The organism is Ornithinibacillus massiliensis, from assembly GCF_018310345.1.
GTDB lineage: Bacteria > Bacillota > Bacilli > Bacillales > Amphibacillaceae > Ornithinibacillus > Ornithinibacillus massiliensis.
In genome coordinates this window covers 569,104-594,330 of sequence record NZ_JAGXBY010000002.1, presented here as the reverse complement: position 1 = coordinate 594,330, position 25,227 = coordinate 569,104, and the positions used below count along the sequence as shown (strand labels likewise).

At 37.0% G+C, this 25,227-nt stretch carries 24 protein-coding genes; 23 read left to right on the top strand and 1 reads right to left on the bottom strand.

Annotated features, from left to right (window positions below):
• Positions 1-18 precede the first annotated feature (18 nt).
• The 9 genes from infB (at position 19) to KGF86_RS07250 (ending at position 9,852) form a co-directional block, all read left to right on the top strand.
• Complete coding sequence (gene infB / locus KGF86_RS07290) at positions 19-2,178, top strand: translation initiation factor IF-2 (RefSeq protein WP_186868711.1); 2,160 nt, start codon at positions 19-21, stop codon at positions 2,176-2,178.
• The gene (locus KGF86_RS07285; RefSeq protein ID WP_186868712.1) at positions 2,175-2,453 is read left to right on the top strand and encodes a DUF503 domain-containing protein; all 279 of its coding nucleotides are present in this window, start codon (positions 2,175-2,177) and stop codon (positions 2,451-2,453) included. The genes infB and KGF86_RS07285 overlap by 4 nt, the downstream gene beginning before the upstream one ends.
• Positions 2,454-2,494: 41 nt before the next feature.
• Positions 2,495-2,839 (top strand): 30S ribosome-binding factor RbfA, encoded by a 345-nt coding sequence (rbfA, locus tag KGF86_RS07280; protein ID WP_186868713.1) that lies wholly within the window; start codon positions 2,495-2,497, stop codon positions 2,837-2,839.
• Positions 2,840-3,050: 211 nt separating this feature from the next.
• Positions 3,051-3,938, top strand: coding sequence for a tRNA pseudouridine(55) synthase TruB (truB, locus tag KGF86_RS07275; RefSeq protein ID WP_211741474.1), 888 nt, complete (start codon positions 3,051-3,053; stop codon positions 3,936-3,938).
• Positions 3,939-3,957: 19 nt separating this feature from the next.
• Positions 3,958-4,899, top strand: coding sequence for a bifunctional riboflavin kinase/FAD synthetase (locus KGF86_RS07270; RefSeq protein WP_186868826.1), 942 nt, complete (start codon positions 3,958-3,960; stop codon positions 4,897-4,899).
• 148 nt (positions 4,900-5,047) lie between these two features.
• Positions 5,048-5,317, top strand: coding sequence for a 30S ribosomal protein S15 (rpsO, locus tag KGF86_RS07265; protein WP_186868715.1), 270 nt, complete (start codon positions 5,048-5,050; stop codon positions 5,315-5,317).
• 123 nt (positions 5,318-5,440) lie between these two features.
• On the top strand, positions 5,441-7,555 hold the full coding sequence (locus KGF86_RS07260; protein WP_211741473.1) for a polyribonucleotide nucleotidyltransferase: 2,115 nt from the start codon (positions 5,441-5,443) through the stop codon (positions 7,553-7,555).
• Between the two features lie 100 nt (positions 7,556-7,655).
• The gene (locus KGF86_RS07255) at positions 7,656-8,606 is read left to right on the top strand and encodes a polysaccharide deacetylase family protein (RefSeq protein WP_186868717.1); all 951 of its coding nucleotides are present in this window, start codon (positions 7,656-7,658) and stop codon (positions 8,604-8,606) included.
• Positions 8,607-8,628: 22 nt separating this feature from the next.
• Complete coding sequence (locus tag KGF86_RS07250; protein ID WP_186868718.1) at positions 8,629-9,852, top strand: M16 family metallopeptidase; 1,224 nt, start codon at positions 8,629-8,631, stop codon at positions 9,850-9,852.
• Positions 9,853-9,880: 28 nt separating this feature from the next.
• Here KGF86_RS07250 and KGF86_RS07245 read toward each other — a convergent pair whose 3' ends face one another.
• Positions 9,881-10,141, bottom strand: coding sequence for a hypothetical protein (locus tag KGF86_RS07245; RefSeq protein WP_211741472.1), 261 nt, complete (start codon positions 10,139-10,141; stop codon positions 9,881-9,883).
• Positions 10,142-10,305: 164 nt separating this feature from the next.
• On the opposite strand from KGF86_RS07245, the gene KGF86_RS07240 reads away from it, so the two are divergent.
• The 14 genes from KGF86_RS07240 (at position 10,306) to KGF86_RS07175 (ending at position 25,139) form a co-directional block, all read left to right on the top strand.
• Complete coding sequence (locus KGF86_RS07240; RefSeq protein ID WP_186868720.1) at positions 10,306-10,539, top strand: YlmC/YmxH family sporulation protein; 234 nt, start codon at positions 10,306-10,308, stop codon at positions 10,537-10,539.
• 178 nt (positions 10,540-10,717) lie between these two features.
• Positions 10,718-11,602: a dipicolinic acid synthetase subunit A gene (dpaA, locus tag KGF86_RS07235; protein WP_186868721.1), complete on the top strand. Its 885-nt coding sequence runs from the start codon at positions 10,718-10,720 to the stop codon at positions 11,600-11,602.
• Entirely contained in the window at positions 11,602-12,192 is a 591-nt protein-coding gene (gene dpaB / locus KGF86_RS07230) for a dipicolinate synthase subunit B (protein WP_186868722.1), read from the top strand. The genes dpaA and dpaB overlap by 1 nt, the downstream gene beginning before the upstream one ends.
• A gap of 76 nt (positions 12,193-12,268) precedes the next feature.
• Positions 12,269-13,318: an aspartate-semialdehyde dehydrogenase gene (gene asd, locus KGF86_RS07225; RefSeq protein WP_186868723.1), complete on the top strand. Its 1,050-nt coding sequence runs from the start codon at positions 12,269-12,271 to the stop codon at positions 13,316-13,318.
• Between the two features lie 21 nt (positions 13,319-13,339).
• On the top strand, positions 13,340-14,593 hold the full coding sequence (gene dapG / locus KGF86_RS07220; protein WP_186868724.1) for an aspartate kinase: 1,254 nt from the start codon (positions 13,340-13,342) through the stop codon (positions 14,591-14,593).
• A gap of 6 nt (positions 14,594-14,599) precedes the next feature.
• Positions 14,600-15,472, top strand: a complete 873-nt coding sequence (dapA, locus tag KGF86_RS07215) for a 4-hydroxy-tetrahydrodipicolinate synthase (protein WP_186868725.1) — start codon at positions 14,600-14,602, stop codon at positions 15,470-15,472.
• Between the two features lie 164 nt (positions 15,473-15,636).
• Positions 15,637-16,368: a ClpP family protease gene (locus KGF86_RS07210; RefSeq protein ID WP_186868726.1), complete on the top strand. Its 732-nt coding sequence runs from the start codon at positions 15,637-15,639 to the stop codon at positions 16,366-16,368.
• Positions 16,365-16,571 carry a YlzJ-like family protein gene (locus tag KGF86_RS07205; RefSeq protein WP_186868727.1) on the top strand — a complete coding sequence of 69 codons (207 nt, stop codon included), beginning with the start codon at positions 16,365-16,367 and terminating at the stop codon, positions 16,569-16,571. The genes KGF86_RS07210 and KGF86_RS07205 overlap by 4 nt, the downstream gene beginning before the upstream one ends.
• A 121-nt stretch (positions 16,572-16,692) precedes the next feature.
• Positions 16,693-18,981, top strand: a complete 2,289-nt coding sequence (locus tag KGF86_RS07200) for an FtsK/SpoIIIE family DNA translocase (RefSeq protein WP_186868728.1) — start codon at positions 16,693-16,695, stop codon at positions 18,979-18,981.
• 287 nt (positions 18,982-19,268) lie between these two features.
• Positions 19,269-19,994: a GntR family transcriptional regulator gene (locus KGF86_RS07195; protein WP_186868729.1), complete on the top strand. Its 726-nt coding sequence runs from the start codon at positions 19,269-19,271 to the stop codon at positions 19,992-19,994.
• A 103-nt stretch (positions 19,995-20,097) separates the two neighbouring features.
• Complete coding sequence (locus tag KGF86_RS07190) at positions 20,098-21,225, top strand: BMP family lipoprotein (protein ID WP_186868730.1); 1,128 nt, start codon at positions 20,098-20,100, stop codon at positions 21,223-21,225.
• 385 nt (positions 21,226-21,610) lie between these two features.
• Complete coding sequence (locus KGF86_RS07185; RefSeq protein WP_186868731.1) at positions 21,611-23,152, top strand: ATP-binding cassette domain-containing protein; 1,542 nt, start codon at positions 21,611-21,613, stop codon at positions 23,150-23,152.
• On the top strand, positions 23,121-24,185 hold the full coding sequence (locus KGF86_RS07180; RefSeq protein ID WP_186868732.1) for an ABC transporter permease: 1,065 nt from the start codon (positions 23,121-23,123) through the stop codon (positions 24,183-24,185). The genes KGF86_RS07185 and KGF86_RS07180 overlap by 32 nt, the downstream gene beginning before the upstream one ends.
• The gene (locus KGF86_RS07175) at positions 24,186-25,139 is read left to right on the top strand and encodes an ABC transporter permease (RefSeq protein WP_186868733.1); all 954 of its coding nucleotides are present in this window, start codon (positions 24,186-24,188) and stop codon (positions 25,137-25,139) included.
• Positions 25,140-25,227: the final 88 nt, after the last annotated feature.

Genomic DNA, 25,227 nt, shown 5'->3' with positions numbered 1-25,227 from the left:
AAATTCGGGGGTGAACGTATGCGTAAAATGCGTGTATATGAATATGCAAAACAGCAAAATGTTACAAGCAAGGATGTTATAAACTTTTTAAAAGAGAATAATATTGAAGTTTCCAATCACATGTCTACGATTGAAAGTGACACGATTGCAAAACTAGATCAAAAGTTCTCGAAAAATCAAAGTAATCCTTCAGAAAAACAATCAAGTCCTGAGAAGAAGTCAAATGACCAGGAAACGAAGAAAGAAAAAGGGACTAATTTGAATTCAAAACCGAATAGTAACAAACAAGAACAACATAATAAAAAACAAATGAACCATAATAAATCAAAACCTAACCATAATAAACAGCAGAATAAAGGACCAAAGAATAAAAAGAACAAACAGCAGAATAAGCAGTTTGTAGAGCAGCCTGCTGTTAAGGAAACACCGAAAGAAATTAAGTATTCTGGAACACTTACGGTTAGTGAGCTAGCCGATAAGCTAAATAAGGAAGCTTCGGAAATAATCAAGAAGCTAATGTTCCTTGGTGTAATGGCAACAAAAAACCAAGACCTTGATGACGATGCTATCGAGTTAATCTGCGCAGAGTATGATGTTGAGGTAGAAAAAGAAATTATTTTAGAAGATACGGACCTAGATAAATACATGGAAGAAGATGATGAATCTGCTTTAGTAGAGAGACCTGCAGTTGTGACGATAATGGGTCACGTTGACCATGGTAAAACAACATTACTTGACTCTATTCGTAATACGAAGGTTACTGCTGGAGAAGCTGGTGGTATTACACAGCATATTGGTGCTTACCAAATTAAAAAAGATGGCAAAAAAATCACTTTCCTTGATACACCAGGACATGCTGCATTCACAAGTATGCGTTCACGTGGAGCGCAAGTAACAGATATCGCGATTATCGTAGTGGCTGCAGATGATGGTGTCATGCCACAAACAGTTGAAGCTATTAACCATGCTAAGGCAGCAGAAGTTCCGATTATTATTGCTGTGAACAAAATGGATAAAGAAGCAGCAAACCCAGACCGCGTTATGCAGGAATTAACAGAATATGAATTAGTTCCTGAAGATTGGGGCGGGGATACAATTTTCGTTCCACTATCAGCGCTTAAAGGGGAAGGCATTGACGATCTTCTAGAAATGATTATCCTTGTATCAGAAGTTGAAGAACTAAAAGCGAACCCTACACGTAATGCAACTGGTACAGTAATTGAAGCACAGCTTGATAAAGGTCGAGGTTCAGTAGCAACACTATTAGTACAAAATGGAACATTACACGTAGGTGATCCGATCGTTGTAGGTAATACATTTGGTCGTGTCCGTGCAATGGTCAACGATCTTGGTCAACGTGTAAAAGAAGCAGGTCCATCTACTCCGGTAGAGATTACGGGATTAAATGATGTACCACAAGCAGGAGACCAATTCCTTGTATTTGATGACGAAAAAACCGCCCGTCAAATCGGTGAAGCTCGTCAACAAAAACAAATCCAAGAAAATCGCTCTGAAACAAATAAGGTTAGCTTGGATGACCTTTTTGAGCAAATTAAGCAAGGTGAAATGAAAGAAATCAATGTCATTATTAAGGCGGATGTTCAAGGGTCTGTTGAGGCACTAGCTTCTTCACTTCAAAAGATTGAAGTAGAAGGTGTTAAAATTAAGATTATCCATACGGGTGTAGGTGCTATTACAGAATCAGATATTATTTTAGCCTCTGCTTCTAATGCCATTGTAATCGGCTTTAATGTTCGTCCAGATGCAAATGCTAAGAGCACTGCTGAGAATGAAAAAGTGGATATTCGTCTTCACCGAATTATTTATAAAGTTATTGAAGAAATTGAATCAGCAATGAAAGGGTTACTTGATCCTGAATTTGAAGAAAAAGTTATCGGGCAAGCAGAAGTACGTGAAACATTCAAAGTTTCTAAAGTTGGAACAATTGCCGGTGGTTATGTAACGGATGGAAAACTTACACGTGATGCTGGTATTCGTTTAATCCGTAATGGTGTCGTTATATTCGAAGGTGAAATCGATACATTGAAACGCTTTAAAGATGATGTGAAAGAAGTCGCACAAAACTATGAGTGTGGTATAACGATCAAAAATTATAACGACATTAAAGAAGGCGACATTATTGAGGCATTTGTCATGGAGGAAATTGAGCGAAAATGATCTTCTATCTTGAAGTAGAATGCATGATGTATGATGGTCACTCATTAAAGGATAAACGTTCAGTTATCAAAAGGATACTGGCTAAGTTGCGGAATGATTTCAATGTCGCAGTAACAGAGCTTGATTATCATGATCTATGGCAACGAACAAAGCTTGGTGTTGTTACGATAACCAATGAGCGTAATCATGGTGAGCAAATAATGCAGGAAGTACTTCGAGTTATCGATACGTATTCCGAATTGGAAAGAACGATTACTACGATGGAAGTCGTATAAGCAATCGGGAATACATGTGTTTAAGTAAAGAGGTGATTACTATGAGTAATTTACGAGCTAATCGAGTTGCAGAGCAAATGAAAAAAGAACTTGGTGAAATCTTAACTAGAAAAATTAAAGATCCCCGTGTTGGTTTTGTAACAGTGACTGATGTTGAAGTAACAGGTGACTTGCAACAAGCAACTGTATATATTTCTGTTCTTGGTGATGATGCTAAGAAACAGGATACATTACTTGGCCTTGCAAAGGCGAAAGGATTTATCCGCTCAGAAATTGGGAATCGAATTCGTTTAAGAAAAACACCTGAAATTACCTTTGAATTTGATGAAGCACTTGAATACGGAAATCGTATTGAAACGATATTACGTGATATAAATAAGCAATAAGTTAATATGTCTCGGATAAAAAATCTGGCTCTTTTGGGTCAGATTTTTATTCGGAAAAGGGTTAGAGATTTGGGGAAAGTGAGGTTTAAGTAGCGTTTCAGCGAAGCGATACAATGCTTGGATTTTAGCATAAACCCATTGTCTCATTCCCTTTTTTACATAAGAATATTTGAAATAGCTTAAAGTATAGACCTTTGGGGGTTATAATGGAATGGATGGCATTTTACCACTTTGGAAGCCAAAAGGTTTCACCTCACATGATTGTGTGATGAAAGTCAGGAAATTATTTAAAACAAAAAAAGTTGGTCATACGGGAACACTTGACCCGGAGGTAGAAGGTGTCTTACCAATATGTATAGGTCAAGCAACTAAAATCGTCCAATTTCTTACCGATACAACAAAAGTATACGTAGCAGAGCTTACGTTAGGTATGGCAACGGAAACAGAAGATGCACATGGAAAAATAATCGAAAAAGTAAGCGTAGAACAATTTCCTTCTAAACAGGAAATTAAAAACGTGTTACAATCTTTTAAGGGAGAAATCTTACAAGTTCCTCCGATGTATTCAGCTGTAAAGGTTGGAGGGAAGAAATTATATGAGTATGCACGTGCTAATCAAGAGGTGCAGCGTCCTGTAAGAAAGGTGACGATACATGAGATCACTTATCTTCCAACTGATGATGAAGTCATTCGTTTCCAAGTGACATGTTCGAAAGGGACGTATATCCGGACCTTATGTGTCGACATAGGAAAAAAACTTGGCTATCCAGCACATATGTCGCAGCTAGTACGGGAAGAAACCGGTGATATTAAAAAATGTGACACAGTAGATTTTGATACCATCGAAAATGCATGCTTAGTAGGAAAAGGACAAGAACTACTTTTACCAATTACTAGAGGTTTAACCCATCTGGATACGTATTATGTAGATGATAATGTAAAGCGAAAAGTATTGAATGGCCAGAAACTCAGAAGACCAGATCAAGTGTTGCAAACGAATCCTTTTAAAGTAATGTATGGTGAAGAATTATTAGCAATCTACACGATACATCCTGAAAAGGAAGATGAGATTAAGCCAATTCGTGTATTTAACGAATAACGGAAGTGCAGGTGAAAACATGAAAACAATTGAATTAACCTATCCCCATTCGATGACAGCAGATGAATTGCCAGAGACGGTTGTTGCTTTAGGGTTCTTTGATGGTATCCATAAAGGTCACCAAACAGTAATTAGACAAGCAGTATCTAAAGCAGAAGAGAAACATATGGAAAGTGCAGTCATTACGTTCTATCCACATCCTTCTGTTGTTTTGAAAAATAACCATGATGTAAAGTACATTACCCCGCTTAATGAAAAACAAGAGGTTTTAGAGCGCCTTGGGGTTGATCGATTATATATCGTGACTTTTAATAAACAATTATCATCGTTATCACCGCAAGAATTTATCGATCATTTTATTATCGGATTACATATTAAACATGTAGTTGCTGGATTTGATTTTACATATGGCCATAAAGGAAAAGGGAATATGGATAATATTGAGATGTATTCTCGCGGTAAGTTTGGTTATACAATCATTGATCAAGTTTCCATCGATAATGAAAAGGTAAGTTCTACAAGGATTAGAAGTTTATTAGCAGATGGTGAAGTAGAGAAAGTAACGGAATTGTTAGGAAGACCACTTGTAACGAGTGGTACCGTAATTGAAGGGGATAAACGCGGAAGGGAAATTGGTTTTCCAACTGCTAATATAAACTATTCCGAAGAGGCATTACTACCGAAGCCGGGAATTTATGCGGTAGGTGTGATGATTAACGGAACACGATTTAATGGGATGGCTAGTCTTGGAATAAACCCTACTTTTACAGAAAATCGTACTGACCTCTCACTTGAAGTGAACATTTTAGATTTTCACGATGATTTATATGGTAAAGAAATTGTCATTGAGTGGTATAAGTTCTTTCGTAATGAGGAAAAATTTAATCAAGTAGAAGAATTAATAGAGCAAATGAAACAGGATGAACAATTAATCCGAACCTATTTATCTAAACAAATTTAAGTAAAAGATAGGATTGTTTCTATTAATCCCTTGCTTTTTTGCTCAAAAAGTTGTAAGCTATAACAGTTAAAACCTTCGCTTGGCAAATCGAAACTCCGACGTTTGCTAGGGGACAGGGGATATCAATGAAATTAGGAGGTGGCCTAACATGGCTATTACAAAAGAACGTAAGAATGAAATCATTAATGAATACAAAGTGCATGAAAATGATACTGGTTCTCCAGAAGTACAAATTGCTGTACTAACTGAGGAAATCAATACATTAAATGATCACTTAAGAATTCATAAAAAAGATCATCATTCACGTCGTGGTCTTTTAAAAATGGTTGGTAAGCGTCGTAACTTACTAAACTACTTACGTAATAAAGACGTTACACGTTATCGTGAACTAATTAAAAAGCTTGGCTTACGTAGATAATGTAAAAAGCAGGAGTAATCCTGCTTTTTTTCTACGTTCATACATAGACGAAATTTACATTCCTGTTTATTAAGTATAAAATATAAGAATAGAAGTGTTTTTATGAAAGGAGTACTATAAATAATGGCAGAAGATAAACAAGTATTCTCCACAGAAATCGCCGGTAAACCGTTCGTTGTTGAAATCGGAGAATTAGCAAAGCAAGCAAATGGTGCTTGTATGGTGCAATATGGTGATTCATCAGTACTCGCCGTTGCAACCGCATCGAAAGAACCGAAGGATTTACCATTCTTCCCGTTAACAGTTAATTATGAAGAACGACTATATGCAGTAGGTAAAATCCCAGGTGGCTTTATTAAAAGAGAAGGTAGACCTAGTGAGAAAGCAATATTAGCATCAAGATTGATTGACAGACCGATTCGTCCGCTATTTCCAGATGGATATCGTAATGAAGTACAAGTAATTAGTACTGTCATGAGTGTAGATCAAGATTGCTCTACGGAAATTGCTGCGATGATTGGGGCTTCTATTGCACTTTCCATTTCCAATATCCCATTTGAACAGCCGATTGCAGGGGTTCATGTTGGACGTGTGGATGGGGAATTCATTATTAATCCGACAATTGAACAAGAGGCGAAGAGTGATATTGAATTAACAGTCGCTGGTACAAAGGATGCTATCAATATGGTGGAAGCAGGTGCAAATGAAGTACCAGAAGAAGTCATGTTGGAAGCCATTATGTTTGGGCATGAGGAAATTAAACGTTTAGTTGCTTTCCAAGAAGAAATTGTACAAGCTATCCAACCAGAAAAGTCTGAAGTAATATTATTTGAATATGATAGTGCTCTACTAGAGAAAGTTGAATCAGAAGCAAAGGATAAGTTACTTGCTGCTATTCAGGTGAAAGAAAAGCATGCTAGAGAAGATGCTATTAGTGAAGTGAAAAAAGAGGTATTGGCACGATACGAAGAAGAAGAAGCGGATGTTATCTCACAAGTTAGCGCTATTTTAGATAAAATGGTGAAAGAAGAAGTACGTCGCTTAATTACAAAAGAGAAAATTCGTCCAGATGGCCGTAAAGTAGATGAAATTCGTCCATTATCATCACGTGTTAGTGTCCTACCACGTGCACATGGTTCAGGATTATTTACTCGTGGACAGACCCAAGCTTTAAGTGTATGTACTCTAGGTGCTCTAGGAGATGTTCAAATCTTAGATGGGTTAGATCTAGAAGAGTCTAAACGATTCATGCATCATTATAACTTCCCACAATACAGTGTAGGGGAAACAGGACCAATGCGTGGGCCTGGTCGTCGTGAAATTGGCCATGGTGCATTAGGTGAAAGGGCACTTGAAAAAGTTGTTCCATCCGAAAAAGACTTTCCATATACGATTCGCTTAGTATCAGAAGTATTAGAATCCAATGGTTCAACTTCACAGGCTAGTATTTGCGCAAGTACGTTGGCAATGATGGATGCTGGTGTTCCGATTAAAGCCCCAGTTGCCGGTATTGCAATGGGCCTTGTTAAATCAGGTGATGATTATACGATTCTTACCGATATCCAAGGGATGGAAGATGCGCTAGGAGATATGGATTTCAAGGTTGCTGGAACGGAAAAGGGTGTTACAGCGCTTCAAATGGATATTAAAATCGATGGTTTATCGAAAGAAATTCTAGAAGAAGCATTAACACAAGCGAAGAAAGGTCGTATGCAGATCTTAGATTCGATGATGCAAACAATCAGTGAACCTAAGAACGAATTATCACAATATGCTCCTAAGATTTTAACGATGTCTATTAATCCAGACAAAATCCGTGATGTTATTGGTCCAAGTGGGAAACAAATCAATAAAATCATTGAGGAAACTGGTGTAAAAATTGATATTGAGCAGGATGGTAGTGTGTTTATTTCTTCTACTGATTCAGCTATGAATGAAAAAGCTAAACAGATTATTGAAGATATCGTTCGAGAAGTGGAAATAGGTCAAGTTTATTTAGGGACCGTGAAACGCATTGAAAAATTTGGAGCATTTGTAGAAATCTTTAAAGGCAAAGATGGATTAGTACACATCTCCGAATTGGCTGAGGAAAGAACGAACAAAGTGGAAGATGTAGTGAAAATTGGTGACCAAATTATGGTAAAAGTAAAAGAAATTGATCAGCAAGGAAGAGTAAATCTTTCTCGTAAAGCTGTATTAAAGGAACAAAAAGAGAAAGCTGAAAAATCAACATTATAAAGACAAAGAAGAGAAGCTGGAAATCCAGTTTCTTTTTTCATGTCTAGATTTCATATCTTGTCCTCCTCCTTCATATATATGAAAGGGAGGAGTGATGTTAATGTATAACTATCGAAATTATATACATGTCATTGTTTTTGTCATAATCGTAATGGTATCGTTTAATATAGAACATAATCCGTTTCAAGTGGAAAGTCAGGCCACTTTCTCTCCAGTAGAAGTAGCAAAAGGAGAAGATCCACTATATCAAGAAATTGAGGAGAAAAGTGAGCGATATAATGAGGAGCCGGAAGATGCCTATATAGATAGAGTGTGGAAGAAAATACCAGGCAGAAATGGTCGTCAAGTGGATATCGCTGCATCATACGAACGCATGAAAAAAGCTGGAGAATTTGATGAAGATTTACTAGTTTATCAACCAATACCACCAAAGGTTTCGTTAAACGATTTAGGGCCAGCCCCAATATACCGTGGACATCCTGATAAGCAGATGGTTTCTTTTCTAATTAACGTTTCATGGGGAACAGAGTACATTCCGGACATATTAAACACCTTAAAGGAACAAAAGGTTAAAGCCACCTTTTTCATAGAAGGAAAATGGGCTAAAGAGAATGTAGAATACGTGAAAATGATTAAGGAACAAGGGCATACTATTGGTAATCATGCCTATAACCATCCTGATATGGCAAGATTAGGGAGAGCTGAAATAGAAAAGCAAATCAAAGATACAAATGAAGTACTCCATGCTATTACAGGCGAAGATCCAAAATGGTTTGCCCCACCAAGTGGTAGCTATTCAGACGAGGTAGTAAAAGTTGCTGATGAATTACATATGAATACGATCCTTTGGAGTGTGGATACGATTGATTGGAAGAATCCAACAGTAGATGTTATGATGAATCGTGTAATTGGAAAACTTCATCCTGGTGCAACGATTTTAATGCATCCAACAGCCTCGGTTGCGAAGGGATTACCTTCCTTAATTACAGAGATTAAGGCGAGGGATTACAAAATAGGTTCAATCGATAAATTATTATCAGAAACACGATAGCTTGGTTACAGGAGGAACGAACTTGATAGAAAAACATACTAGCAAAAATGGACTACGAATTGTACTAGAAAAAATACCTTCCGTAAGATCAGTTACGATTGGTGTGTGGGTGTTAACTGGTTCAAGGAATGAAAATGAAATAAATAATGGAATTTCGCATTTTCTGGAGCATATGTTCTTTAAAGGGACAAAGACACGTACAGCAACAGACATAGCGGAAGCTTTTGACTCCATAGGTGGTCAAGTGAATGCTTTTACATCAAAAGAATATACATGTTTTTATGCTAAAGTATTGGATACACATAAGGAGCATGCTTTAGAAATTTTAGCAGATATGTTCTTTAATTCATCGTTTGATTCAGACGAAATGGAACGCGAGAAGAAAGTTGTTTATGAAGAAATCAAAATGTATGAGGATACCCCGGATGATATAGTGCATGATTTACTGGCTAGAGCATCGTATGGCCAACATCCATTAGGCTATCCAATACTTGGAACCGAAGAACACTTGAAAACCTTTACTCCAGATACATTAAGAGAGTACATATCTAGTCATTATACACCAGAAAATGTCGTTATTTCCGTAGCGGGTAACGTTGATGTATCGTTTATTTCTACAGTTGAAAGTTATTTCGGAAACTATAGCTCAAATGCGAAACGGTCCATGGTTACTAAACCAACCTTCTTAAGTGATACGATTGAAAGGCATAAAGATACAGAACAAGCTCATTTATGTATTGGTTATAATGGTTTACCGGTTGATTCAGAAGATGTGTATAGTCTTATTATTCTTAACAATGTTCTTGGAGGAAGTATGAGCTCCAGACTATTCCAGGAAGTAAGAGAAAAACGTGGACTTGCATACTCTGTATTTTCTTATCACTCATCGTTTTTAGATCATGGGTTACTTACTATTTATGCAGGAACTGGGAAAGAACAATTACCTTTGTTAAAAGATACGATTGAACAAACGGTTGATAACTTAATGGAAAAAGGTTTAACAGATAAGGAATTAAGAAATAGTAAAGAGCAATTAAAGGGAAGCTTAATGTTGAGTTTGGAAAGCACTAATAGTCGAATGAGCAGAAATGGGAAGAATGAGTTGTTGCTAAACCGTCATCGAACACTGGATGAAATGATTCAAGAGATTGATTCGGTTAGTCATGAGTCGATTAAACAGGTTATCGAGTTGACCTTTGGTAGTAAAGCACCATCTACTGCACTCATTGCTCCGAAAATTGGTTAACCAATACAAATTCATTTGTGTATAAGTTTTAAAACGTACTAGGATTATTGGGTAAGGTCATCAACGGGTGACTTTGCCCACTATTTTTCTTTTTAGAGGTATAGTGAAAAGCTAGCCATTTTTCGTCAATCGGCTCTGGTCTCCCGTTCCAATCCATATTATAGGATATAATCATTCGTTGCGATACACAGGTTAATTCTGGTTGTTGTTGAATTGTAATCTGTTCTGTTTTTGGTAGATAAGTTTCCCTGTACTTTTTTCGATAATCATGTGTTATCACACTTTTCATTCCCTCCATTATTTGCTAGTTATATTATATAGAATAATATGAAGAATCTCACACTTATGGTGAAATTTTTACGTATTATGAATAGAATAGAATATGAATGTAACATAGGGCTAGTTTTTTTAGCATATACTTATAAAAACGGGAGGAATTGGAGGGCTGAATCCGTGCGCTACAATGATATAAGTAATAAGGAAATAGTGAATATTACTAACGGTAAACGATTAGGAATATTAGGACAGACAGATTTGGAAATCGATGAACATACGGGGCAAATTCATTCGTTTATTTTGCCTAACTATAAATGGTTCGGTCTAAAGAAAGAAGGAGAAGTTGCTAAAATTCATTGGAATTCGATAAAAAAGATTGGCGAGGATATGATTATGATTGAAGCAGAATAGCGTTATGACGGCTAGTATCGATACAGAGATACTAGCCTTTTTTTGTCCCTTTTCATAACTAGCATTCACTATCCGCCTATAAAATCATAAGCTATAAAGAAAAATGCTTTAACTTGATATGGAGATATTGGCTTTTATCGATGACTTTTTATTTTGAGGTTGGAGGGTGTTCTAGGTAATGAAACAATTCATAGCTGTTATAGGTGGAGATGCTAGATATTTAGAGCTAATTAGACAACTGCAAGCTATTGAAAATATAGAGTTAGTTCTAGTAGGCTACGACAAATTAGAACAAGGATTTACAGGATTAAATCAAAAAGATTTTAATGAGTTAGATGTTGAAAATATAGATATTATTATATTACCTATTACCGGTGCAGATGAAGGGGGCAAGGTAGAGACGGTCTTTTCTGATCAAGATATCTATATTACAAAGGAGTGGCTTGATCGACTGAAAGAGAGTGCGGTTATTTTCACCGGAATAACTACCAATCATTTGACAGAATTAGTGGGGCATTCCAATAAAACATTAATCCCTCTACTGGACCGGGACGATGTGGCAATTTACAATTCAATCCCAACAGCTGAAGGTGCAATCATGATGGCTATTGAGAATACGGACTATACCATTCATTCATCTAGAGTAATTGTTGCTGGCTTTGGTAGGGTAGGGAATACGGTTGCCAATAAATTTGCAGCGCTTGGTGCAAAAGTTTCGGTAGCAACTAGAAATTCAACGGATTTAGCGAGAATTACAGAAATGGGTCTAACCCCAATCGCCTTAAATAAATTGTCTTCTTATACTAGTGAATGTGATCTTTTGATTAATACGATACCAGCTAAGGTAATAAACAAGGATGCCATTCAAAATTTGCCAGCAAGCGCAGTCATTATAGACTTAGCTTCAAAGCCTGGTGGTACAGATTTTGATTATGCAAAGCAACGAGGTATTGAAGCAATGCTAGCAAGAAGTTTGCCTAGTATAGTAGCCCCTAAGACTGCTGGTAAAATACTAGCAGATGTCATCATTCAAATATTAACAAAGGAAAAGGAGTTATTATGATGGATTTAAAAGGGAAAAGAATTGGGTTTGGTGTGACAGGTTCACATTGCACATATGAGGCAGTATTTGGTCCTATGGAACGACTAGTGGAATTAGGAGCGGAGGTTGTTCCAGTTGTTACTTATACGGTAATGAATGTTGATACGAAATTTGGTAAAGCAAAGGATCATATTGAACGAATCGAATCCATTACTGGGAAGAAAGTAATTTCTACGATGCCAGAAGCGGAGCCACTCGGTCCTCAAAATCCACTTGATTGTATGGTAATTGCTCCTTTAACCGGTAATTCTATGAGTAAGTTTGCCAATGCGCAAACCGATTCTCCGCCACTTATGGCTGCAAAAGCGACCATGCGAAACGGAGCTCCAGTCGTACTAGGAATATCTACGAATGATGCTTTAGGTCTAAATGGTGTTAATTTAATGCGTTTAATGGCAAGTAAGTATATTTATTTTGTTCCCTATGGCCAAGACGATCCATACAAAAAGCCTAATTCACTAGTTGCTAACATGGAGTTATTATCTGATACAGTTTCTTTAGCTTTGGAAGGTAAGCAATTACAACCGATATTAGTACCATTTTCGGAATAAATTGTGATAGAATGTATAGTTAAGATTCAGATAGTATTTAATAATTTTTATTCTTCTGGGGGAAGGGGTTATCATCATGACAAAAGAAACTTATAATGTAGCAGTAGTTGGAGCAACAGGGGCTGTTGGTCAAAACATAGTGAAATTACTAGAGGAAAGAAATTTTCCAATTAATGAACTAAAGCTTCTCTCCTCAAAGCGTTCTCAAGGAACAAAGATTATGTTCAAAGAGCAAGAATATACGGTAGAAGAAACAACGAACGAAAGTTTTAACGATATAGATATTGCTTTATTTTCAGCTGGTGGATCAGTGTCTAAGCAGTTTGCACCAGAGGCAGTGAAACGTGGTGCTGTAGTAGTTGATAATACAAGTGCCTATCGGATGGATGAGGAAGTACCACTAGTTGTACCAGAAGTAAATGAGGAGGATTTGGCATTGCATAAAGGTATTATTGCCAATCCGAATTGTTCGACAATCCAAATGGTAGCGGCTTTAAAGCCGTTAAAAGAAGCTTTTGGTTTGAAGAAAGTTATCGTATCTACCTACCAAGCTGTTTCTGGAGCAGGAAACCAGGCTGTAGATGAACTAAGAAGACAAACAGAGGGATTTTTGAATAATGAAGAGGTTACACCAAAAATATTACCAGTAAATGGCGATCGTAACCATTACCCAATTGCCTTTAATGCACTGCCTCAAATCGATGTATTCCAGGATAATGGTTATACGTTTGAAGAGATGAAGATGATTAATGAAACGAGAAAAATATTGCATGCACCTGAACTGAAAGTTACAGCAACTTGTGTTCGCCTACCATTTTTCACCTCTCATGCTGAAAGTGTATATATTGAGGTAGAGAAAGAAGGGTTACGAACGGAGGATCTTTGGAAGGTATTAGACAATGCGGATGGGATTGTTTTACAGGACGATCCAACTAACCAAGTCTATCCAACACCCCAAAGTGCTGCTGGAGAAAAAGAAGTATTTGTTGGTCGTGTAAGGAAGGACTTAGATGATGATAAAGGATTCCACTTATGGATCGTTTCTGATAATCTGCTTAAAGGAGCTGCATGGAATACCGTTCAAATTGCTGAACGTATGATTGAAAAGGGGTTCTTATTAAAATAGTTAGGTAGAGGTGTTTGAAACGTGCAGATATTAGTTCAGAAATTTGGTGGAACTTCTGTACAAAATGAACGAACTAGACAACATGTTATTCATCATATAGAACATGCACTACTGAATGATAATAAGCTTGTAGTAGTCGTATCTGCAATGGGAAGAAGTCCAGAGGCCTATGCTACGGATTCATTATTAAATTTAGTTCATTATCCAGAGCATGCAATCTCAGATCGTGAGCTGGATATGCTAATGGCTTGTGGTGAGATTATTTCTTCGGTTGTTTTATCGAATGAGCTTCGGAAAAAATCGATTAAAGCAATTGCGCTGACCGGGGCGCAAGCAGGCATCATGACGAATTCAGGTTATAATCAAGCGAAAATAAAAGAAGTGAATCCAATTCGTATTTACAATGAGTTAAAGACACATGATGTAGTGGTTGTTGCAGGTTTTCAAGGTAAGAATGAAGTTGGCGAACTCACAACATTAGGGCGTGGAGGGAGCGATACAACAGCTGCCGCTTTAGGTGTAGCATTACATGCAGAACGAATAGAAATATTTACAGATGTTAATGGCATTATGACAGCCGATCCGCGAGTAGTTAAAAATGCCCGTGCTCTTGATGTGGTAACATATCAGGAAATTTGTAATTTAGCTTATCAAGGTGCTAAAGTTATTCACCCGAGAGCAGTAGAAATTGCTATGAGAGAAAAAATCCCAATGTTAGTTCGTTCCACTTATGAGGAGGACGGAGGAACATTGGTAACCAATATAACGAGTAAAAATAAAGCAGTCGATGTATCAGACCGATTAGTTACTGGAATCGCCCATTTAGCTAACATTACCCAGATTAAAGTTCAAACAAAAGAGAAGGAAGCATATAGACTACAATCTGAAGTGTTTAAAGTTATGGCGGATGCGGGGATATCGATTGATTTTATCAATATTTCTCCTACTGGTGTCGTGTATACTGTTCCAGATTTACAAAGTAAAAAGGCTATTAATAAGTTGAAAGAAAAAGGCTTTAATCCAACTGTCATACAGGATTGTACAAAAGTTTCAGTAGTTGGTGCTGGAATGAACGGTGTTCCAGGTGTTGCCTCTAGAATCGTGCAAGCTTTAACTAATCATGGTGTGCAAATATTACAATCCGCAGATAGTCATACAACGATTTGGGTATTAATTCCTAGCAAAGATGTATATAAAGCAGTAAATGCATTACATGATGAATTCGAATTAGCAAAAGGGCCGACAATTTTACATGACTTTATTATAGAAAGGTGAGTATATATGAATTTTGGTAAGATTTTAACGGCAATGGTTACCCCTTTTAATCAAGACGGGGAAATCAACTATGACGAAACAACAAAATTAGTAAATTATTTAATAGACAACGGAACAGAAGGCTTAGTCGTTGCAGGAACAACTGGAGAATCCCCAACACTCACAAAGAAAGAAAAATTAGAGCTATTTTCACATGTCGTAAAAATTGTCGATAAGCGTATCCCTGTCATAGCTGGAACAGGTGGAAACAACACACAAAGTTCAATAGAGCTAACAATAGAGGCGGAAAAATGCGGTGTCGATGCCATCATGTTAGTGGCTCCTTATTATAATAAACCAAATCAACAAGGACTTTATACGCATTTTAAAGTTATAGCGGAAGAAACGACTTTACCAATAATGTTATATAATATCCCAGGGCGCTCTGTAGTGAAAATGTCTGCTGAAACGATTATTGAGTTAAGCAAAATCGACAATATCGTTTCGGTTAAAGAGGCAAGTGGAGACTTAGATCAAGCTGCTGAAATTATTGAAAATACGAGTGATGATTTTACCTTATATAGCGGGGATGACGGTTTAACTTTACCGTTGCTTTCCATTGGGGGAGATGGTATTGTCTCTGTTGCATCTCACGTAATTGGTAATGAAATGCAAGAAATGATTAGAGCATTCGAACAAGGAGACACAAAAAAAGCAGCAAAACTGCATCGTAAGCTCCTACCAGTAATGAATGGATTATTTGAAGCACCATCACCAACACCAGTAAAAGCAGCACTTAAAATGAAAGGCATACAAACAGGCGGTGTTCGCCTACCACTAGTGCCACTGACAGCAGAAGAAGAAAATAGAGTAAAGTCATTATTAGAAAATCTCCATTAAATAAGATTGGTTCAATTGAAATTGTGCTCTACAGGAGAGTAAATTTTAACAGATTTACTTTAAAAAGGATTCCTTAACCGGGAATCCTTTTTTCTATAGGAATGTATTTGAAGGGAAACGCCCATACTATGTTTATAGTGAATTTTGGAAAGGAGTGTTTATTTATGGAAAAAGATACAGAAAAGAAAGAGGGACAAGAAGAACAATCTAACCCATCTTCCTTAGTACAAAAAATTCAAGCGCTAGGTCAAACGAATGTCCCACAAGCACCAGATTCAAATATCCATGTGTTATCCATTATCGGTCAAATCGAAGGTCACATACAGCTTCCACCACAAAATAAAACAACGAAATATGAACATTTACTACCACAATTAATCGCGATTGAACAAAATCCTAAAATTGAGGGTGTCATTATTTTATTAAATACAGTAGGTGGAGATGTTGAGGCTGGACTTGCTTTATCTGAAATGATTGCGTCATTGTCTAAACCAACCGTTTCTATTGTATTAGGTGGCGGTCATTCCATCGGTGTACCAATTGCTGTTTCGACTAATTATTCTTTTATTGTGCCAACTGCAACGATGACTATCCATCCCGTACGTCTTACAGGACTTGTTATTGGAGTTCCCCAAACATTTGAATACTTAGATAAAATGCAGGAAAGAGTAATTAACTTTGTCGTTCATCATTCCAATATTAAAGAAGAGAAATTCAAAGATTTGATGTTTGCTAAAGGTAATTTAACACGTGATATTGGAACAAATGTGGTCGGTACAGATGCGGTGGAATATGGTTTAATTGATGAAGTTGGCGGTGTGAAAGAAGCAATGAAAAAAGTAACAGAGCTTATCAATCAAACAAAAGGAAATCAAGAACAGGGGGTTATTCAATGATTTTATATACGCCACTTTCAGAATCGGAGATATTCCCAACACCTGAAAATGTATACAGTAATAGACAATGTATTACATATGAGGGGAAAACATGTTTTGTAGAAAAGAATGATCATGGTGAATACCAGATTGTGCAACTATTGTCCACTGATCCACAAGATTATTTGAATCAAAAATTTACACCAGGTACGATTCTATCATAAAAGGGAATCGTTTAATTAGGTTGTCTATGATATACTATAGTTAATCAACATGATAAATACCCTTGCCTAACACGGCAGGGGTTTGTTTTCATATCAGCAGCGAGTTGTAAGAGGTGAGTATATGGTAAAGAAAAAAGGGAGAAAGAGGAAAAAAAGCACATTAAAGAAACAAGTTCAGTTTGAATTACTTGGACTTTTATTTGTATTCTTAGCAATATTCGGTAGTGGTGCTACTGCGATTAGTGGTGGTGCTATTCCAAGTGGCTTAGAGCATATTTTTCGATTCTTTTTAGGAGTATGGTATTTTACTGCATCTTTATTTTTATTAGGTATTGGCCTATATATTATGATTAAGAGACGTTATCCTAATTTTTGGAACAGGAAATGGATTGGAATCTATATTATTTTACTAGGAACTTTGTTATACACACATATTCAATCCTATGAGAATTTACTTGCTTCATCCAGTAATACATCTATCTTAAAAGTGACATGGACAACCTTTTTTGATTATGTAGCGGGTAATGCCTCAGCTGGTCAAGTTGGTGGCGGGATGATTGGGGCAATACTTTTTGCATTTTGCTATTATTTATTTTCATCTGTAGGAGCAAAAATCGTAGCTATCTTTTCGATATTAATTGGTATCATCTTTCTCACAGAATTTTCATTGGGAGATTTTGTTGCAAAACTAGTTTCACAAAGCAAATCTAACATGAAGAAATTACTAGATAAATTGAAAAATAGTAAAGCAGGAAAATCAGATGATAAGGTAGACGAGCTAATAGAAGAGGACTATGTCCCAACGGAACCAATAATCGAGACGAAAGAGGAGGCTTATCCTACCGTTACCTATGCTTTTGATGAGCAGCAGGTTGAACAAGCACCTAATTCGAAGGAAAATCAACGAGATAGTAAGGATATGGAAATAGAAGATGAGGCGGATGACGATGTGGAAGTCATGCCAATGACAGAAGCGGAAAATCCGGAATACATTTTACCCTCGCCAAGTCTATTAACAGAACCTGCTCAGAATTCGCAATATCATGATAAGGCACAAATTCAATCCGTTGTTAGGAAGCTAGAGAGAACCTTTCATAGTTTTGGTGTAAAGGCTAGAGTGACAAAAGTTAATGTTGGTCCTGCTGTAACGAAGTATGAAGTATATCCAGAGGCAGGGGTAAAGGTGAGTAAAATCGTTAGTCTACATGACGATTTGGCATTAGCACTGGCGGCAAAGGATATCCGAATTGAAGCTCCCATTCCAGGAAAGTCTGCGGTAGGGATTGAAGTTCCAAATCAAGAAATTGCAATGGTCTCTTTACGCGAGGTGCTAGATACGATTACAACAAACCAAGCCTCCAAACTATTAGTGGGATTAGGGAAAGATATTTCTGGAGATGCAGTTTTAGCTGAACTAAATAAAATGCCACACTTATTAATAGCTGGTGCTACTGGTAGTGGTAAAAGTGTCTGTGTAAATGGGATTATTACGACGATATTAATGCGTGCTAAACCACATGAAGTGAAAATGATGATGATTGATCCGAAAAAAGTGGAATTAAATGTTTATAATGGTATCCCACATTTATTAGCTCCTGTTGTTACTGATCCAAAGAAGGCATCAAGAGCATTGAAGAAAGTAGTTTCTGAAATGGAAAGACGTTATGAACTATTTTCAGATACAGGTACGAGAAATATTGAAGGCTATAATGAATATGTTCGGAAATATAATCGAACAGTTGATGAGACGGAACAACAGCCGAACCTCCCGTATATCGTCGTTATTGTCGATGAGTTAGCAGATCTGATGATGGTTGCCTCCAGTGATGTAGAGGATTCTATTACGAGGCTTGCTCAGATGGCTCGGGCTGCAGGTATTCATTTAATCATCGCAACACAACGGCCATCAGTAGATGTTATTACTGGGGTTATTAAGGCTAATATACCGTCACGTATTGCATTTAGTGTATCTTCTTCAACGGATTCTCGTACTATTCTTGATTCTGGTGGTGCAGAAAAGCTTTTAGGACGCGGTGATATGCTGTTCCTTCCAGTTGGATCCTCAAAGCCTATTCGTGTTCAAGGAGCATTTCTTTCAGACGATGAGGTGGAACGAATCGTTGACCACTGTATTGAACAACAAAAAGCTAGTTATCAAGAAGAGATGATTCCAGAGGATACGAATGATGTAGTAGAAGAAGTGGATGATGAACTATTTGATGAAGCAGTACAACTCGTTACAGAAATGCAGAGTGCTAGTGTATCGATGCTACAAAGACGTTTTAGAATTGGCTATACGAGAGCAGCAAGACTAATTGATGCTATGGAAGCAAGAGGAATTGTTGGACCGTATGAGGGAAGTAAACCGAGAGCAGTCCTTGTAACGCAAACAGAAGAAAAAACTTCATAAACCCTTTATTTGGGTAAAATTATGGCTAGGTGACATCGTTAACGGATGTCATCTAGCCTTTTTTGGAAGTGTAATTGCACCATTATTATGAGTTTTCGATACATTGAAATCGCTTCAGGATAGTGAATAGGCTATTAGTATGTACTAAATGAAATATTCTTCGTAATTTTAGTTAAAACTATTTATTTGTTTTTAAAATAATGATATATTATTCAAGGTATGAGTTGTCAGTATTTGTCGGAAATTAAACACCTTACTGTTTTTGAGCAAATACTAGGGGGGACCTTATGTCCATAAAATCAGATTCTAGGCATTTATACTTACAGGTAATTGATAAAATTAAACAAGATATTCAAACGGGACATTATAAAGAAAATCAAAAATTACCATCCGAATTTGAATTATCTAAATCGCTTGGTGTTTCAAGAGCAACATTGCGCGAGGCACTGCGAATATTAGAAGAGGATAATATTGTGACGAGAAGACATGGAGTAGGCACATTTGTCAATCAAAAGCCAATTGTATCTTCTGGCATCGAGCAGCTTAGTAGTGTTACGTCCATGATTGAGCAAGCAGGCAAGAAACCGGGCTCGCAATATTATTCTACTGAACTCATTGAGCCTACTGAGGAAGAGAGAATTAAATTTAAACCATATGAACTTACTAAACTAGTAAAAATGGAAAGAATTCGAACTGCCGATGGAAAGCCAGTAGTGTTTTGTATAGATAAGGTACCAGAGGAATTACTTCCTACTGAAGTAGCACATAAAGACGATTCATTGTTTAAGCTTATGGAAGAGCATTCTGGAAAACGAATAAGCTATGCCATTACTTATATCGAGCCAGTTAGCTATCATGAAAAGATTTACAATATATTACATTGTGAGTTTGATCAATCACTTTTACTACTAAAGCAAATGCATTATACAGAAGATGATAAGCCAATTCTGTATTCTTTAAATTATTTTCGGTCTGATGTATTTAGTTTTCACGTTTTAAGGAAGCGGGTTTAATATGTCTATCACTTTTAGGGGGTGATTTTCGGAATATAGGAATAAAGGCTTAGTAGTAAACGAATAAATACTTATTTTAAAAATGATAATGGGGGTATTTTCTATGAAGAAATTAAGCTTTCTATTAGTGCTTATCCTTGGATTAGGATTAGTATTAGCTGCTTGTGGTGGAGACAATGACAACAGTAGCGACAATAGCAACAATAGTAATAATGAATCAAATGGAGATACGGATAGTAAAGAAGGAACAGAAAACGCGGGAGATTTTAAAGTCGGTATGGTTACTGATTTAGGTGGCGTAGATGATAAATCATTCAACCAATCAGCATGGGAAGGTTTAGTATCTTTCGGTGAACAAAATGGTTTAACGGAAGGGGAAGGTTATTCTTATGAACAATCTAATGCAAAAGAAGACTACGTTCCTAATTTAACTCGTCTTATCCGTAATCACTATGACTTAATTTATGGAATTGGTTTTGAACTGAAAGAAGATTTAACAACAATCGCTGAACAAAATAAAGATGTTCACTTCGGTATGGTAGACGAAGTAGTTGATCTTCCAAACGTTGCTAGTATTACATTTAAAGAACACCAAGGTTCGTTCTTAGTAGGTGTCGCAGCTGCGCTTAAAACAAAAACGAATAAATTAGGTTTTGTAGGAGGACTAGATTCTCCACTAATTAATAAGTTCGAAGCTGGTTTTGTCGCAGGTGCAAAATCTGTAAACCCTGATATTGAAGTAGAAGTGCAATATGCAGAGAGCTTCGGTGATCCTGCAAAAGGTAAGCTAATCGCAGCAAACATGTATGACAATGATGTCGATGTAATTTATCATGCTTCTGGTGGAACAGGGAATGGTGTGTTTAACCAAGCAAAAGATATTAAACAAAATGATCCAGATCGTGAAATTTGGGTAATCGGTGTAGACCGTGACCAACATGAAGAAGGACAAGTTGGTGATCAAAACGTAACATTAACATCTATGATTAAACGTGTAGATGTTGCTGTAGAATCTGTTTCTACGATGTCTCTTAATGGTGAGTTTCCTGGTGGAGAGCAATTAGAATTTGGTATCGAAGAAGATGGAATTGGCTTTGCTACTACTAACTCTGACGCGATGACTGAAGACATTATTAACACAGTGAACGAATGGAAAGATAAAATCCTTAACGGGGAAGTAACAGTTCCAGCAACTCGTGATGAATTAAAAGCATTCGAAGAAAGTCTTTAAGAAACACCTGAGGCTGTCTGAAAGAACCAAATCCCTCTTGGGTAATGGGTCCTTTTGGACACCTCAATCTTTATACAAACCTAAGATCCTCAAATGAAGAAGATGCGAAGCATCTTTTTCATTTGGTGATTTTATTCGCATAGGAAAGTGTAGCAACCTTTTCAATTGCATAAGAAAAACGAACACTTTACTGAAGAATGATTACTATGGGACTCAGACAATTTTAGTACTAGTTTCTAATTAGTAGTCTGAAGTTTTAAGTTCTCAGAATGAGTGATTCGGTGGAAGATTTACCAGAAAGGTAGATGTCCTATTTTTTCTACAATAAAATCATATTTTATAAAAATAATAGCAATAGAATAGAGATTTAAGAGGGGTGACATTAGTGGAATATGTGATTGAAATGTTAAATATCCGAAAAGAATTTCCGGGGATAGTAGCTAATGATAACATTACAGTCCAATTAAAAAAAGGTGAGATTCATGCATTATTAGGTGAAAATGGTGCAGGGAAATCTACTTTAATGAACGTTTTATTTGGGTTATATCAGCCAGAAGCTGGAGAAATTCGAGTGAAGGGTGAAACAGTCAAAATAACAAACCCAAATATCGCCAATAATTTAGGTATTGGGATGGTACACCAACATTTTATGCTAGTTGAACCATTTACTGTTACACAAAATATCATCCTTGGTAGTGAACCTAAAGGAAAATTTGGTAGCATTAATCTCAAGAAAGCGGAAAGAGAAATACAAGAAATATCAGATCGTTATGGATTAAAGGTAGATCCTTCCGCAAAGATTAGTGATATCTCCGTTGGGATGCAGCAACGCGTGGAAATTTTAAAAACGTTATATCGTGGTGCAGAGGTGCTGATATTTGATGAACCAACTGCAGTGTTAACTCCTCAAGAGATAAAAGAACTAATTGAAATTATGCGTTCCTTAGTTAAAGAAGGGAAATCTATTATACTTATTACCCATAAATTAAAAGAAATCATGGAAGTATGTGATCGTTGTACAGTAATTCGAAAAGGGAAGGGTATCGGGACAGTAGAAGTCAAGGATACTAACCCAGATGAACTTGCATCGCTAATGGTTGGGAGAGAAGTTAACTTTAAGACAGAGAAGCAACCAGCTAATCCAAAAGGGGTCGTTCTTCATATTAAGGATTTATGTGTTCAGGATGTGAGAAAAGTAGATTTAGTAAAAGGCCTGGACTTAGAAGTACGTGCCGGTGAAATTGTTGGAATTGCTGGTGTTGATGGTAATGGTCAGACAGAATTAATTGAAGCAATTACAGGACTGCGAAAGTCTCGTTCTGGAAAAATTCAATTAAAAGAAAAAGACATTACGAATCTTAGCCCGAGGAATGTTACGAAAAGTGGGTTAGGGCATATCCCACAAGATAGACATAAATATGGTTTAGTCTTAGATTATCCAATTGGCGCTAATATTGTACTGCAAACGTATTATCAAAAGCCGTATTCAAAAGCCTCAGTTTTAAATTATAAAGCGATATACAAGAAGGCAAAAGAAATTATTGATGAATATGATGTGCGTACCCCGAGTGAGTACACTCCTGCCCGTGCATTATCAGGTGGAAATCAGCAAAAGGCGATAATTGGCAGAGAGATTGACCGCTCTCCTGATTTATTAATTGCGGCTCAACCAACACGTGGATTAGATGTTGGAGCAATCGAATTTATTCATAATAAGTTAATAGAAGAACGTGATAAAGGAAAGGCAATTTTACTAGTATCCTTTGAATTAGACGAGATCATGAATGTTAGTGATCGAATTGCAGTAATGTTTGATGGGAAAATTGTCGCTAATCTAAAGCCTGAAGAGACAAATGAACAGGAATTAGGCCTGTTAATGGCAGGTAGTACAATAAATGGGGCAGGTGATTCAAGTGACATCAAATAAAAAACTATTTGGTATTATTGTTCCGATAATATCTGTACTTCTAGGATTAATTGTTGGAGCAATTATTATGATTGCTTCTGGACACAACCCAATAGATGGTTATAAAGCCCTTTGGAATGGTGCCTTTTATGACGCGTTTACAATTGGTGAGACCATTAGAAGAATAACTCCTTTAATCTTAACAGGGCTTGCTATTGCATTTGCGTTCCGTACTGGATTGTTTAATATTGGTGCAGAAGGACAAGTTATCGTTGGCTGGTTAGCTGCGGTTTGGGTTGGTTTATCAATTGATGCACCAATGGTTATTCATTTACCATTAGCTGTTCTAGCCGGAGCGATAGCTGGTGGACTATGGGGATTTATACCTGGTCTGTTAAAAGCGAAAATCGGTGTGCATGAAGTAATTGTAACGATTATGATGAATTACATCGCTATGTTTGTTTCAAATGAAATTGTACGCTCTGTATTAACTGAAAATAGTACCACAACAGATAGAATAGCATCCACAGCCTCCTTAGGGTCGGAATGGTTGCAAAGCCTAACATTTTACTCGCGTATGCACTATGGATTCCTAATAGCATTATTTGCTGCTATCATTATGTGGTTTATCATTGAACGTACTACACTTGGTTATGAATTAAAGGCTGTTGGTTTTAATAAACATGCATCCAAATATGCTGGTATGAACGTTAATAAAAATATTATTCTGTCCATGGTTATCTCAGGAGCGTTTGCTGGATTAGCTGGTGTGATGGAAGGATTAGGAACGTATGGTAATGTATCCGTCATTTCAGGATTTACGAACCTTGGTTTCGATGGAATTGCGGTTGCCTTATTAGGTGCAAACAATCCTTTAGGCGTAGTTTTAGCAGCCATTCTTTTTGGAGTGTTAAAAGAGGGTGCTGGAGAAATGCCTAGTGCTGGTGTCCCGACAGAACTAGTGGATATTATCATCGCTATCATTATATTCTTTGTCGCTTCTAGTTATATCATTCGTTGGGCATTACAGCGTGTTAAAAAGGAGGGGAAATAAATGCTTCATATATTAGATTCCATAATACCTACTGTACTGTTCTTTTCCGCTCCCCTTATTTTTACTGCATTGGGAGGAGTTTTTAGTGAACGTTCTGGAGTCGTCAATATTGGGCTTGAAGGTTTAATGGTTATCGGTGCGTTTACTGGAATTGTCTTTAATCTTACATTTGCTGATGTATTTGGTGCTTGGACACCGTGGATTTCTTTAGTTGCTGCTATGATCGCAGGGGCTATTTTCTCTATAATCCATGCCGTTGCATCTGTGTCATTTTATGCGGATCAGACTGTTAGTGGTGTCGCAATCAATATGTTGGCACTTGGGTTAGGTATATATTTGACAAAGATTTGGTATGGAAAGGGTCAAACCGATATGGTAGCAGAACCATTTAATTCCACTACAATACCATTCTTGTCAAAAATCCCAATTATCGGTCCTATCTTTTTTGACGGGGTTTATATAACGTCTTACATCGCCATTATCTTTGCCTTTATAGCATGGTATGTACTATATAAAACTACCTTCGGATTACGTTTACGAGCGGTGGGTGAGCACCCAATGGCGGCAGATACGAACGGTATAAATGTATCTAGAATGCGCTATATCGCAGTTATTATATCTGGAGCGCTAGGTGGTTTAGGGGGATCTGTATTTGCACTGACGATTGTTTCTAATTTCTCCCATTCTACGATTGTCGGACAAGGATTTATGGCACTTGCTGCGGTTATCTTTGGAAAGTGGCATCCACTAGGAGCTATGGGAGCTGCGTTATTCTTTGGATTCGCACAAAGCTTGAGTATCGTAAGTTCTGGAATTCCTGTACTTGGAGATATTCCTCAAATTTACTTATTAATCGCTCCATATGTGTTGACTATTCTTGCCTTAGCAGGATTTATCGGTCGTGCTGAAGCACCGAAGGCAAGTGGAGTTCCTTACATTAAGGGAAGTAGATAATCTATATTAAAACTGACTTGAAGGTATTAATTCAGGTCAGTTTTTTTTTTTTTGGTTGTTTTCTTTATAAATGGTAAACTATGGTTAT

Excerpts from the sequence above, each read along its gene's own strand:
- infB (WP_186868711.1), top strand. The coding sequence starts at position 19 with ATGCGTAAAATGCGTGTATATGAATATGCAAAACAGCAAAATGTTACA.
- KGF86_RS07285 (WP_186868712.1), top strand. The coding sequence starts at position 2,175 with ATGATCTTCTATCTTGAAGTAGAATGCATGATGTATGATGGTCACTCA.
- rbfA (WP_186868713.1), top strand. The coding sequence starts at position 2,495 with ATGAGTAATTTACGAGCTAATCGAGTTGCAGAGCAAATGAAAAAAGAA.
- truB (WP_211741474.1), top strand. The coding sequence starts at position 3,051 with ATGGATGGCATTTTACCACTTTGGAAGCCAAAAGGTTTCACCTCACAT.
- KGF86_RS07270 (WP_186868826.1), top strand. The coding sequence starts at position 3,958 with ATGAAAACAATTGAATTAACCTATCCCCATTCGATGACAGCAGATGAA.
- rpsO (WP_186868715.1), top strand. The coding sequence starts at position 5,048 with ATGGCTATTACAAAAGAACGTAAGAATGAAATCATTAATGAATACAAA.
- KGF86_RS07260 (WP_211741473.1), top strand. The coding sequence starts at position 5,441 with ATGGCAGAAGATAAACAAGTATTCTCCACAGAAATCGCCGGTAAACCG.
- KGF86_RS07255 (WP_186868717.1), top strand. The coding sequence starts at position 7,656 with ATGTATAACTATCGAAATTATATACATGTCATTGTTTTTGTCATAATC.
- KGF86_RS07245 (WP_211741472.1), bottom strand. The coding sequence starts at position 10,141 with ATGAAAAGTGTGATAACACATGATTATCGAAAAAAGTACAGGGAAACT.
- dpaA (WP_186868721.1), top strand. The coding sequence starts at position 10,718 with ATGAAACAATTCATAGCTGTTATAGGTGGAGATGCTAGATATTTAGAG.
- dpaB (WP_186868722.1), top strand. The coding sequence starts at position 11,602 with ATGGATTTAAAAGGGAAAAGAATTGGGTTTGGTGTGACAGGTTCACAT.
- asd (WP_186868723.1), top strand. The coding sequence starts at position 12,269 with ATGACAAAAGAAACTTATAATGTAGCAGTAGTTGGAGCAACAGGGGCT.
- dapA (WP_186868725.1), top strand. The coding sequence starts at position 14,600 with ATGAATTTTGGTAAGATTTTAACGGCAATGGTTACCCCTTTTAATCAA.
- KGF86_RS07210 (WP_186868726.1), top strand. The coding sequence starts at position 15,637 with ATGGAAAAAGATACAGAAAAGAAAGAGGGACAAGAAGAACAATCTAAC.
- KGF86_RS07205 (WP_186868727.1), top strand. The coding sequence starts at position 16,365 with ATGATTTTATATACGCCACTTTCAGAATCGGAGATATTCCCAACACCT.
- KGF86_RS07200 (WP_186868728.1), top strand. The coding sequence starts at position 16,693 with ATGGTAAAGAAAAAAGGGAGAAAGAGGAAAAAAAGCACATTAAAGAAA.
- KGF86_RS07195 (WP_186868729.1), top strand. The coding sequence starts at position 19,269 with ATGTCCATAAAATCAGATTCTAGGCATTTATACTTACAGGTAATTGAT.
- KGF86_RS07190 (WP_186868730.1), top strand. The coding sequence starts at position 20,098 with ATGAAGAAATTAAGCTTTCTATTAGTGCTTATCCTTGGATTAGGATTA.
- KGF86_RS07180 (WP_186868732.1), top strand. The coding sequence starts at position 23,121 with ATGGGGCAGGTGATTCAAGTGACATCAAATAAAAAACTATTTGGTATT.
- KGF86_RS07175 (WP_186868733.1), top strand. The coding sequence starts at position 24,186 with ATGCTTCATATATTAGATTCCATAATACCTACTGTACTGTTCTTTTCC.